We start from the raw sequence: 12,168 nt of genomic DNA, 5'->3' as shown, positions 1-12,168 counted from the left end.
ATTCCTCTTAAAGCCATTTCGCTCTAGCGCACCGCGACCTTCTGCTTGAGCAGGAACCACGTCACCGCATCGAACAGGGCGTCGTTTGAAGCGTCAATCACGTTGGGGCTGACCCCCAGCGTATGCCAGGCGTGGCCATCCGTATCGCGGCTTTCGATCACCACCCGCGTCAGGGCCGCAGTTGCGTCCGAAGGCGTCAGGATGCGCACCTTATAGTCCGACAGGTGCATGGCCTTCAGTTCCGGATAGTGCGGCGTCAGGGCCTTGCGCAGCGCCTCATCGAGCGCATTGACCGGGCCATTGCCTTCGGCGACCGTCATCACGGTTTCCCCGGCGACCGACAGCTTGACGGTGGCCTCGGCCATCGTGTCCTGCGTGCCGGAGGCCTCAACGCGGCATTCGTTCAGCGCGCGATAGCTGAGGAGTTCGTAATAGCGCGGCAACTGCCCCAAAAGGCCGCGCGCCAGAAGCTCGAACGAGGCGCTGGCGTCCTCATAGGCATAGCCCATCGCCTCGCGGTCCTTGACGATCTTGACCAGCTCATTGACGCGCTCATCGTCGGCCGCGACCTCAATGCCCATCTGCTCCAGACGGTTCAGCACATTGGCGCGGCCGGCCTTGTCCGAGACGAGGATCAGCCGCGTATTGCCGACCAGAGCCGGATCGATATGCTCATAGGAGCGGCTGTCGCGCGCCATGGCCGACACGTGCAGGCCACCCTTATGCGCAAATGCGCTCTTGCCAACATAGGCCGCGTGGCGGTTGGGTACGCGGTTCAGCCGGTCGTCGATCAGGCGCGACAGCGAGCCGATCTCCTTGAGCTGTTCCATCGACACGCCCGTCTCGTAGCCCATCTTGAGCATCAGGGTCGGGATCAGGGCGATCAGATTGGCATTGCCGCAGCGCTCACCAATGCCGTTGATCGTGCCCTGAATCTGACGCACGCCGGCCTCAACGGCGGCCAGCGAATTGGCCACAGCCTGCTCGGTATCATTATGGCAGTGGATGCCCAGACGTGCCTCAGGCAGCCTTGCCTTGACGTCGGAGACGATGCGATACACCTCGGACGGCATCGAGCCGCCATTGGTGTCGCACAGGATGATCCATTCCGCGCCGGCCTCATACGCAGCCGTAAGGGCCTCCAGCGCATAGGCGGGATTGGCCTTATAGCCGTCGAAGAAGTGTTCGGCGTCGAAATGCGCCTCGCGGCCCTGCGCGATCATGTGGCTGAGCGAATCCCCGATCATCTTCAGGTTTTCGCTGGTCGAAACCTTCAATGCCGTCTCGACCTGCCAGTCCCAGCTCTTGCCGACCAGACAGACGGCCGGCGTGTTGGCGTTGAGAATGTCTTGTAAACCCGGATCATTGGAGGCCGAACGCCCGGCGCGGCGCGTCATGCCAAAGGCCGAGACCTTGGCAAAGCGCGTCTTCGGCACGCGCGCGAAAAAGGCGTCATCCGTGGGGTTGGCCCCCGGCCAGCCGCCTTCGATATAGTCGATGCCAAAGGCGTCCAGCGCCTCAGCAATCGCCAGCTTGTCGGCAACGGTGAAGTCAATCCCCTGCGCCTGCGATCCGTCGCGCAGGGTGGAGTCATAAAGATAGATACGCTCGGCCATGGCTCAGCTATAGCCTGACTTTGGGGGCGTCAATAAAATTCCCACACCTGAACGGCAATTGCGCCGCCAAGTCTCTGAAATCGCGCCGTTCGTTTCGATGATTACTATTTCTCACTGGCTCTGAGGGCTGCGAACATCTGTTCGGCGACCTCCCAGTCTTCGGGTGTGTCGATATCGACGACCTCGGTGCGCGGCAGGATGACCGGGGCGGAGTGAATCGAAAAGACGTCTTCGCCCTTCAGCGCCGCCTCCGTCCAGCTCCAGTAGAACTGCGCCGCGTCGTGATAGGCGGGCACGAGGTCCTGAGACCGCGTCATACGGTGTTCGGGCTGGAACATGGCTACCCCGCCCTCCGGCGTGACGTAAAGCGCACGCTGGATAGGGAAGGCGTAGCTGGTCACCGAAAAGGCGTGGCGCTTGCCCTGAAGCGCCTCCCAGCCCTCGATCAGGCGTTTGGCCGTCAGAAACGGGGCGGTGGCATAGAGGCAGCACAGGGCGTCGGGGCGTTCTCCCTGAGTGATCAGCCAGTCGAGCGCGTGCGCCATGACCGCCCCGGTCCCCGCATGGTCGTTGGCCAGCTCTGGCGGGCGCACAAACGGTGTTTGCGCCCCGCAGGCGCGCGCCACCTCGGCGATTTCCGCGTCATCGGTCGAAACCATAATGCGCTCAAACAGGCCGGACTCAACGGCCGCGCGGATCGAATAGCCGATCATCGGCTGGCCGAAAAAGGGCTTGATATTCTTGCGCGGGATGCGCTTTGACCCGCCGCGCGCCGGAATGATACAGACCCGTCTCATCGCAGAAAGACCTGATTGATATAGGCGTCAAATCCGCCGGGATTGTCCATCACCGGGGCCTTCGGCGAATGCGGCGTGGCGTAGAGATTATACTGAAACGCCAGCAGCAGCCGCGGGCGCGATACGGGCAACAGGCCCTTATGGAAGCCATAGACGTCTTCGAGAAACCACGAGCCGGCCGGCGCCGTCAGGGTCACCAGATTTTCAGCGCCGAAGGCCGCTTCGATATCGGCGTCGGTCTGAGCCTTGCCCGTTTCCAGTATAGGCGAGCGGTGCGAGCCGCGCACGAACACATGCGGGCCGGATTGGGCGTCGATGTCGGTCAGGTAGTAGAAGAGTTTGACATTGCCGACGCAGTCGTAATCGCGATGAAACCGCTGCACGCCCTTGGCCGTGGTGCGTCCGGCAAATCCCCACGCCGCACCGATATTGTCGAGAATGGGCCGGGCACCCAGATACAGCTCAACGGCGGCCAGAACGTCCGGATGGTTGGCCAGAGCCAGCGCGTGCGGGGCGCGGATCACCTCTTCGGGTGTGTAATAGCCAATATTGATGTCTTCGGACGGCACCTCATCCCAGCGAAACCGCCCCAGATGCGGGCGATAGGGGTCGTGGCAGGGCAGGTCGCGGAAATAGGCCGTGAGGTCGCTCAACACCTGCGCATCAATGGGTGGCTGAATGGCAGTGAAGCCGTCTTCGCTCAGCTGCGCACACAGGGACTGCGCCAGAGGCGTGGGCGCAAGGTCGGGTGTACGAGGTTTAAAGTGCCGGATCAGGCGGCTTACCCGTTGCCGACCGCGGTAATCGAGCAGCGGCAACAGGTCGTAGGCAATATTGCGTCGGTCAGCGCGGGCGCGACCCAGAAACTGCGACACAGACGTAATGCGCGTGCGCAGGCGCTCAATCACAGGCGTCGCCTTCGCCGCAACCGAAGCCATAGTCGGCTACAGTCCGGCAACCGCAGCGAGGTCATTCAGCGTGACCGCGCTTTTAAGCTTTTCGCCATCAACGATTCGCCCCAGATCGGAATCGACCATGGCCACAAAGGAAATGACCGAAAGGCTGTCCCAGTTACCGACATCGCGGACGTTTTCTTCGCCGGTGAGGCCGCTGCCATCGACTTCAAGAATTTCCGCGATGGCGGCGAAAAAAGCGGGTTTGTCCATGTGCACATCTCCCCTTGGCTACAGGTTCTGGCTCGATAGAAACGCGGTTTCGTCAATATTTGCTTAAAACTTGCTAACTAAGGTTAACGGCGTAGTCGGGCTGAATGGGACTGGGGTCTGAAGCGCATGACCGGTGGCGTAATCAAAGGGGTGTCGATCCGTGGTATCCGCGCCTGCGTGCCCGCGCAAAGTCTGGGTATCGAAGGCCTGATCCCGGATGATGCCGAACGGGCGCGGCTGACCGGTTCTATCGGAGTCACGACCCGACGTATTGCGCCCGCCGGCGTCCTGACATCCGACCTGTGTCAAAAGGCCGCAGAGGGGCTGCTGGCTCAGCTCAGTTGGACGAAGGACAGTATCGACGTGCTGATTTTCGTAACCCAAAGTGCTGACTATGTGATCCCTTCGACGGCGTGCGCTCTGCAAACGCGTCTGGGGCTGGGCTCGTGTCTCGCCTTTGACATCAATTTGGGCTGTTCGGGCTATCCCTATGGGTTGTGGACGGCCGCCTCGCTTTTACAGACGCTTAAGATCGACGGCCGGCCGGCGCGCGCTCTGGTGCTTGCAGGGGATGTCTCGACGTCCAAGCTGATGCCTGGCGACCGCGCCACCGTTCCCCTGTTTGGCGATGCCGGTTCGGCCACGGCGCTTGAGGTCGATGAGGCCGCGCAGCCGATGTTCGGTGAATTCGGTACAGACGGGTCTGGTGCAGCGCATATTCTGGTCGAGGCCGGAGGGCTGAAACTGCCACTGGTGCCGCCGGTCGAGCCGCATCCGGCGGACCATGCCGAGCACCTGTTCAAGGCGGCGCGGCTGCATCTGAACGGCACCGAAGTATTCAATTTCACGCTGAAGGCTGTCCCGGCTCTGGTCGGGCGCATCCTTGAGGCGTCCGGCGAAACCGCTGACAGCGTCGATTACGTCGTCTTCCATCAGGCCAACGCCTTCATGCTCAACCACCTGCGCAAAAAGGCCGGCCTGCCAGCCGAAAAAGTGCCAGTGGCGATGGAGCGATTTGGCAATACCTCATCGGCCTCCATCCCGTTGACCATTGCCGAGGCACTGAGTGATGTCTTCGATAAACCGCGCGAACTGGTGATCATGGGCTTCGGCGTTGGCTGGTCGTGGAGCGCCATGAAGCTGACGCTTGGGCCGATCCCGGCTCCTGAGATCGACGACTATGTATAGGGACCTTCTGGGACAGATACCGGCCGATGCCTATGTCCGCGAAGACGTGCTGGCGGCAGAAATCGCGCAGGTCTTCCGGCCGTCCTGGCTGTGCGTCGGTTTCACGGAAGATCTGAAAAACCATCAGGATTTCATTACGTCGCAGATCGGTCCGCATTCCATAGTCGTGCAAAACTTCGATGGTGAACTTCGGGCGTTCCGCAATGTCTGCTCACACCGCTTTGCGCGCATTCAGACCGAAGCCTCCGGCAATCGCCCGCTGCAATGCCCCTATCACGGCTGGACCTATAATGGTGAGGGGCATCCGGTAGGTGTGCCGCTGAACAAGCCGTGCTTTAACCTGACCGACGCCGACAAGGCCGAACTGGCACTCGAAGTCTACGCGCTTGAGGTGGTAGGGCATTTCGTCTTTGTACGGATGGAGCCCGTCGGACCCGATCTTAAAACCTTTCTGGGCGACTATCACGAAGAGCTGCAACACCTGTCGGCGGTTTGCACGGATCGCTTTGAAACCGTTAGCTATGAGTGGGAGGCCAACTGGAAGCTTGGTATGGACAATGCCGCCGAAGGCTATCACGTGCCGCTGGTCCATGCCGACAGTTTCGGCCTGATCCTCTCGCTGCAACTGGAAATCTCCAGTGTGCCGGACCATAGCCGCTATACCGGCAAGCTGAAGGACCGCTCGCTAAAATGGTGGCACAATGTGCATAAAAACCTGAAGATCACGCCGTCCGACCGCTATCCCGAATACGGCAATTTCCTGATCTTCCCCAATATCGTCATCACCTTTTCCGGTGGTGCGTTTTTAACGTTTCAGACATTTGACCCGATTGCGCCGCAGCGACTGCGCATCAACTCGACCTCGTGGCTGGCGACCAATCGTGGTGGCCAGACGCGCGATCTGGTGGTGGGGGAACTCAAAACCTTTTCAGCGCAGGTGCGCGATGAGGATGCCGAAATTTGCCGCGTGACGCAGGCCGGGATGCGCGATGTGCCCGATAATCGCGCACCCCTTCTGGGGCAGATGGAAGGGCGGATCGCGCATTTTCAGAAGGCTTGGGCCAAACGCATGGGCGCCTGGTCCGTGTCAGGAGCATCGGCATGAGCGAAATCCTGACTCCGTCTGTCCCAAAGCCCGTCGATGCCGGTTTTAACCCTTTAAGTCTCAGTGGGCGCACCATTATGGTCACCGGGGCAACGTCCGGCATCGGTCAGGCCACGGCGATTTATCTGTCGCGCTTGGGGGCGCGCCTGATCGTTACCGGGCGTAACCTTACGCGCCTTCAGACGACGCTCGATGCTCTCTCCGGAGAGGGCCATCAGGGCCATCTGTTCGATCTGGCCGCTATCGAAAATATCGTTCCGTGGATGAAGACGGTCTGTGCTCAGACGGGACCGCTGAACGGTCTGGCCCACTGCGCCGGCGTGCAGGCGACGCGACCCATTCAGGCTGTAAAGCCCGACTTTATTCAGGACGTGCTGACGCAGAATCTGGCGGCGTCGCTGATGCTGGCCCAGGCGTTTCGCTTAAAGGCCTGCCACGTTCCGGGGGCGTCACTGGTCTATGTGTCATCGTCCGCCGCACTCAAGACCGCGCCGGGCAATGTCGTCTATGCGGCCTCCAAAGGTGGCATTATCTCAGCCGTCAAGGGGCTTGGGGTCGAGCTGGTACGCGACGGGGTGCGCGTTAATGCCGTGGCTCCAGCCATGATCGACACACCGATGTCGGATCAGTTCCGCGCCCTTCTGTCCGAAGAGAATTTTCAGCGGGTTATCGATCTGCACCCGCTGGGTTTGGGCCAGCCGGATGACGTGGCTGCGGCTATTGCTTTTCTGCTCGCCGACACCTCGCGCTGGATCACCGGTTCGATTTTGACCGTGGATGGAGGATTTCTGGCGTGACAGTCCTGTCTGTCCCCTCTGTGCCGCGACCCGCCAGCCGTCGGCTGGCCTTAAGCCGCAGCGAGGCCCATTCATGCGGGACGATGAGTTATCTCGATCTGGGCGACAAGGCGGCACCCGCCATCGTTTTCGTCCACGGCTTTGCTGCCGATCTGCTGACCTGGTCGTTTTGTCTGATTCCCCTAGCGGCCCGCTATCGTGTGGTGGCCATAGACCTGCCGGCGCATGGTCGTAGCGCTGATGCGGCGGGCGATTGCAGTCTGGGCTTTATGGCCGGATGGTTGTCCGAAGCGCTGGACGTGCTTGGTATCGAAATGGCGCATTTGGTTGGTCATTCGATGGGTGGGCGCATCAGTCTCAGTATGGCTGAAGCCCACGCAAAACAGGTCATAAGCCTTACCCTTATTTCACCCGCGGGTATGGGGGGTAGGTTTGACCGTGGTGCCCTGGAGGGCTTTCTGATCGAAGGGGATCAGGCGAGCGCCCGCCGCGCTGCCGCGCAATTGCTCGGACCGCAGAGCCAGTCGTCGGTGGACGCCTTGGCGGCCTCATTGCAGGCGGCCGCCCCACCCGCGCGACGGGACATACTGCTGCGCTTTTTGCGACGCATAGATGCGGCGCATCCATCGATGGGGTGGTATGACTGGCGTGGCCTGAGCGTGCCGCATCAGGTCATCTGGGGGCGGTCTGACCGGGTCATACCGCTGCCACCGCCCCAGCATCTGCCCGCCCGGCTGCATGCGCTCGACGGGGTAGGCCACCTGCCGCATATCGAGATGCCGGGGCGCGTAACCGGTCTGATTACGGAGTTTCTCAATGAGCTTTGATCTTGTTCGCGACGAACTGATCCAGATATTGAACGAGAAAGGTGCGACGGTTTTACCTATTGAGGCCGATTCGCCGCTGCTTAATGGTCCGCTCGATATCGACAGCCTCGATCTGGCGACTCTGGTCGTCGCGTTGGAAGAAAAAACTGGTCTTCAGCCTTTCCGCGAGGGATTTGTGCTGTTCCACACGGTGGGCGAGTTGGCCGCCCTGTTTACGAAGGCGGTCTAGATGGGGCTGACCGTCGGCGCGTCCTTCCGCCTGATCGAAGACGGGCAGGTTTTGTCCGCCGATGATCTGCGCGCGCGTGCCGAGGTTTTCCCGAAAGCCGTCCGCATTTACGGCGCTGATGAACGTTCGGTAGCCGGGCTGATCGTCGCGTTGATCGCCGCGTACATGCAAAAGACAGACCTGTTCGTTCAGCGTGTTATTGGAGCGTCCACGGCAGTATCAGAGGGCGCGTCTTCGGCCCGCCTGTGGCTGCAAACCTCCGGCACCACGGGCTCGCCCAAATGGGCCGGACACGATCTGGCAAGGCTCACTGCCGCTATCACACCGGGGACAGGGGGGGAGGCGCGCTGGCTTCTGACCTATCACCCGTTTAGCTTTGCCGGTATTCAGGTGATCCTGTCGGCACTGATCGGTGGTCACACCCTTATTGCACCGCCCGAAGGGGCAGATGTCGCGGTCATGGCTCAACTGGCTGATCACCAGCAGGCGACGCACATGAGCGGCACCCCGACCTTCTGGCGCGCCTTTCTGATGAGCGCCCCTTCTGACCTCTTCTTGCGCACCGTGACGCTGGGTGGTGAAGCCGTGGATCAGGGGCTGCTCGATGCCCTGCGCGCGCGTTTCCCGGCGGCGCACATTCGCCATATCTACGCCACCACTGAGGCCGGGGTGATCCTTACCGTCAGCGATGGTCAGGCCGGGTTCCCGGAGTCGGCTCTGGGCGGGCGTCTGGCCTTGTCGGAAGCCGGGACGCTGCTCGTTGATGGTCACGATACGCGCGACGTCGTGCATGTTGAAAATGGTCGCGTGCGCTTTCGCGGCAGACTGGACAGTCTCGTCAATATCGGCGGCGTTAAGGTCTTCCCGGAGGAGGTCGAGGCCTGGCTGGCGCTGTGTCCCGCTGTGGCAGATGCGCGTGTCTGGGCGCGACCAAACCCGATCACCGGGCACGTTCTGAGCGCTGAAATCGCTCTTGTGCCGGGGGCGGATGAGAGCGAAGTGAAGGTGCATATTCAGGGTCTGCCGCGCACCAGTCGCCCGGTAGGGCTGCGCTTCGTCGAAAGCATTACGCGCGCAGACACAGGCAAAAAATCGAGGGCTGAGGTATGACGCGCTGGGTGATGATAAGCGGGGTGAGCCGTGGTCTGGGGCACGCCTTGGCCGCCGATCTGCTGGCGGCGGGCTATGCGGTTGCGGGCTGTTCCACCACCCACAGCGATGAGGTGCGTTCCCTTCAGGATCAGTACGGTCAAGGCTTTTTCTGGCAGACTTGCGATATGGGCGACACCGACGCCATCGAAGCCTTTACCGCAGCGGCGGTGACGCATTTCGACAGTGCGCCCTGGGGCGTCATCAACAATGCCGGTATGTCGGTCGAAGGCATCCTATCGACCCTACCGTTGGCCGATATCGAGCGCGTTTTACAGGTCAACCTTACCGGGGCGATGGCCTTGACCCGCGCGGCGCTGCGCCGGATGCAGCGTAGCCGTAAGCCCGGTCGCATCATCAATATTTCCTCGATCACAGGCCTGCGCGGTTATACGGGGTTAAGCGCCTATGCCGCCTCAAAGGCGGGTATGGATGGCTTTGGCCGTGCCCTGTCGCGCGAAGTCGGACGGCTGGGGATCACCGTCAATTCCATCGCGCCGGGCTATATGAAGACCGCACTGTCTGCCGGGCTTGATGACCGCCAGTTGGAGCAGATCGTGCGCCGCACGCCTCTGGGGCGTTTGTGCGAACTGTCCGATATCACACCCCTGGTGCGCTTTCTGTTGTCCGATGAGGCCGCCTTTATCACGGGTCAGACCCTGACCGTGGATGGGGGCCTGACAAGCTGATGGCCGCCTTCGCCACAACAGGTCCGGTTTTGAGGGGAATCGTCACGGCGCTGCCCGAAAGCGTGAGCGAAAACCGCGATCTGGGCGCGCAGTTTGGCGACGAGGCCATCACCAAGATTATCGCCGCGACGGGTATTGAGCGACGCCCCGTTTCTGAAGCCCACACCGTCTCACAACTGGGTGAGGTGGCGGCCCGCCGTCTGCTGGATGGGCTCGGCTGGGCAGCGGACAGTGTGGGATTGATGATCGTGGTGACCCAGACGCCGGACTATCCGCTGCCTTCGACGGCCTGTGTGCTGCAAAACCGTCTGGGTGTAGGGCCGGGAGCGCTCTGTCTCGATATCGCTCTGGGTTGTTCGGGCTATGTCTATGGTCTGTCGGTCGTATCCTCTCTGATGCAGTCGGCGGGTATTGCCCGTGCGCTTTTGGTGGCCGGGGATATGACGACGCGCATGATCGACGAAGACAATCGCGCACTTAAGCCCCTTTTTGGCGATGCCGTGTCGGTGACGGCGCTGGAAGGGGCTGAGGCCCAAATCGCCTTTGATCTGGGTTCGGACGGGTCGGGTGCCCCCTATCTGATATCGCGGACCGGCGGCCTGGTGGAAAGCGGCCCGCCGCGTCTTTTTATGGATGGTACTCAGGTCATGGCTTTTTCGCTAAAGCAGGTGGCCCCCAGTATCGCCCGCGCGCTCGATGCCGCGGGTGAGACGATTGAGGCGATGGAGCATGTGGTGCTGCATCAGGCCAATGCGCTCATGCTCAAGACCTTGGGGCACAAGATCAAGGCGCGCGATGATCAGATGGTCTATGCCGTGCGTGACTATGGCAATACCTCATCAGCCTCTATTCCACTGGCCTTGTGCGACCGCTTTCTGACTGGCCAAAAGCGCCTGTCAAATGCGACGCCGTTACGCCTGCTGCTGTGCGGTTTCGGGGTCGGCTGGTCGTGGTCGAGCGCCGTATGGACGACCCCCGCGCCCGACCTTATCGACATTGTTCGGGTGCGCTGATGCAAGTGTGGATACGTACCGAAGCCTCGGCGCAGATTGGTCTGGGCCACTTTATGCGCTGTTTCGCTGTGGCTGAGGCGGCGCGTCATCGCGGTATGGCCGTGACCTTTCTGCTCAACGAGTCCACGGAGGCCATCCGTTCGCGTCTGGCGCAGATCGGCGCAGGATGCCGACGACTGGAGACAGCGATCGGCAGTCCGCAAGATGCCGCGGCCATACGCGCCTGCGTGCCCACGGGCGAGGTGTTGCTGGTCGATTCCTACGCGGCGGTGGCCGCGTTTTATACGGATCTTTGTGCGGATTATCGGCTGGCTGTGTTCGATGATCTGGCGCAGGTGCGGCCGCTGAACGTGCATCTGGTGATCAATGCTGCCGCTTCGGCATCGCCAGAGATGTATGCCGAAATCGCCCCGGATGCGCAGCTCTGTCTGGGCCCGGACTATGCGCCCATCCGCCACGAATTTCGCCGCTCCTACCCCACATCAGGCCGCGCGCACATCAGCGTCCTGTTTGGCGGTTCTGACCCCAAAGGCTTTACCGCCCTGTGTGCCCAAGCCCTGCTTGAGGTCGCGCCGCGCTATGATATCCGCCTGATCGTCGGCCCGGCCAATCGCGATGTCGATGCCCTGCGTCGCCTGTGTGCGGCCCATGCGGCTTTGAAACTCTATCTGTCGCCTGACAATGTGGCCGAGGTGTTAAGCGGGGCGTCTCTGGTCGTCACGGCGGCCGGCGGCAGCGTCGGTGAAGTTGCCGCCATGGGCCTGCCCGCTCTGGTCATGGTGGTGGTCGATAATCAGGCGGCCTTGCTTAGCGCCTCGCCCTATCCGGTGCTGGATGCGCGCGAAGGCTGGCCCGACGATTTCAAAGATAAGGTAAAGACCCTTCTGTCTGATGTGCTCGGCCGTGTGACCGAGGCGGCCAGGGCTCATGCTCTGGTCGATGGGCGCGGCGCGAAACGTATAGTGGAGGCCATGACCCGTGTATGAGTTTTTAAGCTACAGGCCGGTACAGCCGGATGACGCCAGGCTGTTGCTGGATTGGCGCACATCGGCGCGCATCACGCAATTCATGCTCACCGACGTGCCCTACGATATCGAGCGCCAGCGCGGCTGGATCGAACGCTGCGCCAGCCGTGACGACTATCATCACCGCATCATCTGCATCGAAGGCCGTGATGTCGGCTATACCTCGATCACGGTGACGGATCGGGTGAATGGCATAGGTGAGGTGGGCGTCTATGTGGGCGACGAAGTCGTGCCGCCCACCCTGTCGGCCTATAATTTTATCGGCACACTGAACCACGCCTTCTGTACGCTGGGCCTGCATAAGCTGGTCAATCACATCGTCCACTGGAACGACCGCGTGGTGCGGGCGCAAACCTTCAACGGCTATCGCCATGTCGGGGTGCTGAAAAATCACGTCCTCAAAAACGGGGTGCGCCACGACCTGCATATCTTTGAGCAGGAGGCGGCAGAATGGCGCACCTTCCGTAAAAAATTCCCCGACACCCGCGACTGGGACGGTAACGAGACAGAGTAGTCTCATACCAAGGGTCATTGAAAATGACTCTTGGTATTCCCTTCGAGACTGTC

Annotated in this window: 14 protein-coding genes; 10 read left to right on the top strand and 4 right to left on the bottom strand. The window is 61.3% G+C overall.

Annotated elements, in window-relative coordinates; all coding sequences use genetic code 11:
• Positions 1 to 23 precede the first annotated feature (23 nt).
• The 4 genes from cimA to ACK8OE_RS04250 all read right to left on the bottom strand — a co-directional run bounded on the left by cimA (position 24) and on the right by ACK8OE_RS04250 (position 3,579).
• On the bottom strand, positions 24 to 1,616 hold the full coding sequence (gene cimA / locus ACK8OE_RS04265; protein WP_410271505.1) for a citramalate synthase: 1,593 nt from the start codon (positions 1,614 to 1,616) through the stop codon (positions 24 to 26).
• 104 nt (positions 1,617 to 1,720) lie between these two features.
• Positions 1,721 to 2,413: a pseudaminic acid cytidylyltransferase gene (gene pseF, locus ACK8OE_RS04260; protein WP_410271504.1), complete on the bottom strand. Its 693-nt coding sequence runs from the start codon at positions 2,411 to 2,413 to the stop codon at positions 1,721 to 1,723.
• Positions 2,410 to 3,351, bottom strand: coding sequence for a phytanoyl-CoA dioxygenase family protein (locus tag ACK8OE_RS04255; RefSeq protein ID WP_410271503.1), 942 nt, complete (start codon positions 3,349 to 3,351; stop codon positions 2,410 to 2,412). The genes pseF and ACK8OE_RS04255 overlap by 4 nt, the downstream gene beginning before the upstream one ends.
• A gap of 6 nt (positions 3,352 to 3,357) precedes the next feature.
• Positions 3,358 to 3,579 (bottom strand): acyl carrier protein, encoded by a 222-nt coding sequence (locus tag ACK8OE_RS04250; protein ID WP_410271502.1) that lies wholly within the window; start codon positions 3,577 to 3,579, stop codon positions 3,358 to 3,360.
• 126 nt (positions 3,580 to 3,705) lie between these two features.
• Between ACK8OE_RS04250 and ACK8OE_RS04245 the strand changes: the two genes are divergently transcribed.
• From ACK8OE_RS04245 to ACK8OE_RS04200, 10 genes are read left to right on the top strand one after another with little or no spacing between them, the layout of a single operon-like run.
• Positions 3,706 to 4,767 (top strand): 3-oxoacyl-ACP synthase III family protein, encoded by a 1,062-nt coding sequence (locus tag ACK8OE_RS04245; protein WP_410271501.1) that lies wholly within the window; start codon positions 3,706 to 3,708, stop codon positions 4,765 to 4,767.
• A complete protein-coding gene (locus ACK8OE_RS04240) occupies positions 4,760 to 5,872 on the top strand; it encodes an aromatic ring-hydroxylating oxygenase subunit alpha (RefSeq protein WP_410271500.1) in 1,113 nt (370 codons plus the stop codon). Before ACK8OE_RS04245 ends, ACK8OE_RS04240 begins: the two co-directional genes overlap by 8 nt.
• Positions 5,869 to 6,669: an SDR family NAD(P)-dependent oxidoreductase gene (locus ACK8OE_RS04235; protein WP_410271499.1), complete on the top strand. Its 801-nt coding sequence runs from the start codon at positions 5,869 to 5,871 to the stop codon at positions 6,667 to 6,669. Before ACK8OE_RS04240 ends, ACK8OE_RS04235 begins: the two co-directional genes overlap by 4 nt.
• Positions 6,666 to 7,496, top strand: coding sequence for an alpha/beta fold hydrolase (locus tag ACK8OE_RS04230; protein WP_410271498.1), 831 nt, complete (start codon positions 6,666 to 6,668; stop codon positions 7,494 to 7,496). The genes ACK8OE_RS04235 and ACK8OE_RS04230 overlap by 4 nt, the downstream gene beginning before the upstream one ends.
• Positions 7,486 to 7,725: an acyl carrier protein gene (locus ACK8OE_RS04225; protein ID WP_410271497.1), complete on the top strand. Its 240-nt coding sequence runs from the start codon at positions 7,486 to 7,488 to the stop codon at positions 7,723 to 7,725. The genes ACK8OE_RS04230 and ACK8OE_RS04225 overlap by 11 nt, the downstream gene beginning before the upstream one ends.
• Positions 7,726 to 8,835, top strand: a complete 1,110-nt coding sequence (locus tag ACK8OE_RS04220) for an AMP-binding protein (RefSeq protein WP_410271496.1) — start codon at positions 7,726 to 7,728, stop codon at positions 8,833 to 8,835.
• Positions 8,832 to 9,563, top strand: a complete 732-nt coding sequence (locus tag ACK8OE_RS04215) for an SDR family NAD(P)-dependent oxidoreductase (RefSeq protein ID WP_410271495.1) — start codon at positions 8,832 to 8,834, stop codon at positions 9,561 to 9,563. Before ACK8OE_RS04220 ends, ACK8OE_RS04215 begins: the two co-directional genes overlap by 4 nt.
• Complete coding sequence (locus tag ACK8OE_RS04210; RefSeq protein WP_410271494.1) at positions 9,563 to 10,576, top strand: ketoacyl-ACP synthase III; 1,014 nt, start codon at positions 9,563 to 9,565, stop codon at positions 10,574 to 10,576. Before ACK8OE_RS04215 ends, ACK8OE_RS04210 begins: the two co-directional genes overlap by 1 nt.
• Complete coding sequence (pseG, locus tag ACK8OE_RS04205; RefSeq protein ID WP_410271493.1) at positions 10,576 to 11,562, top strand: UDP-2,4-diacetamido-2,4,6-trideoxy-beta-L-altropyranose hydrolase; 987 nt, start codon at positions 10,576 to 10,578, stop codon at positions 11,560 to 11,562. The genes ACK8OE_RS04210 and pseG overlap by 1 nt, the downstream gene beginning before the upstream one ends.
• Positions 11,555 to 12,115: a GNAT family N-acetyltransferase gene (locus ACK8OE_RS04200; protein WP_410271492.1), complete on the top strand. Its 561-nt coding sequence runs from the start codon at positions 11,555 to 11,557 to the stop codon at positions 12,113 to 12,115. Before pseG ends, ACK8OE_RS04200 begins: the two co-directional genes overlap by 8 nt.
• Positions 12,116 to 12,168 lie beyond the last annotated feature (53 nt).

The sequence above is a fragment of the Asticcacaulis sp. W401b genome (assembly GCF_046503825.1).
Classification (GTDB): Bacteria; Pseudomonadota; Alphaproteobacteria; order Caulobacterales; family Caulobacteraceae; genus Asticcacaulis.
Note: the sequence above shows the minus strand (reverse complement) of the source record. Positions and strands in the feature narration are given on the sequence as shown.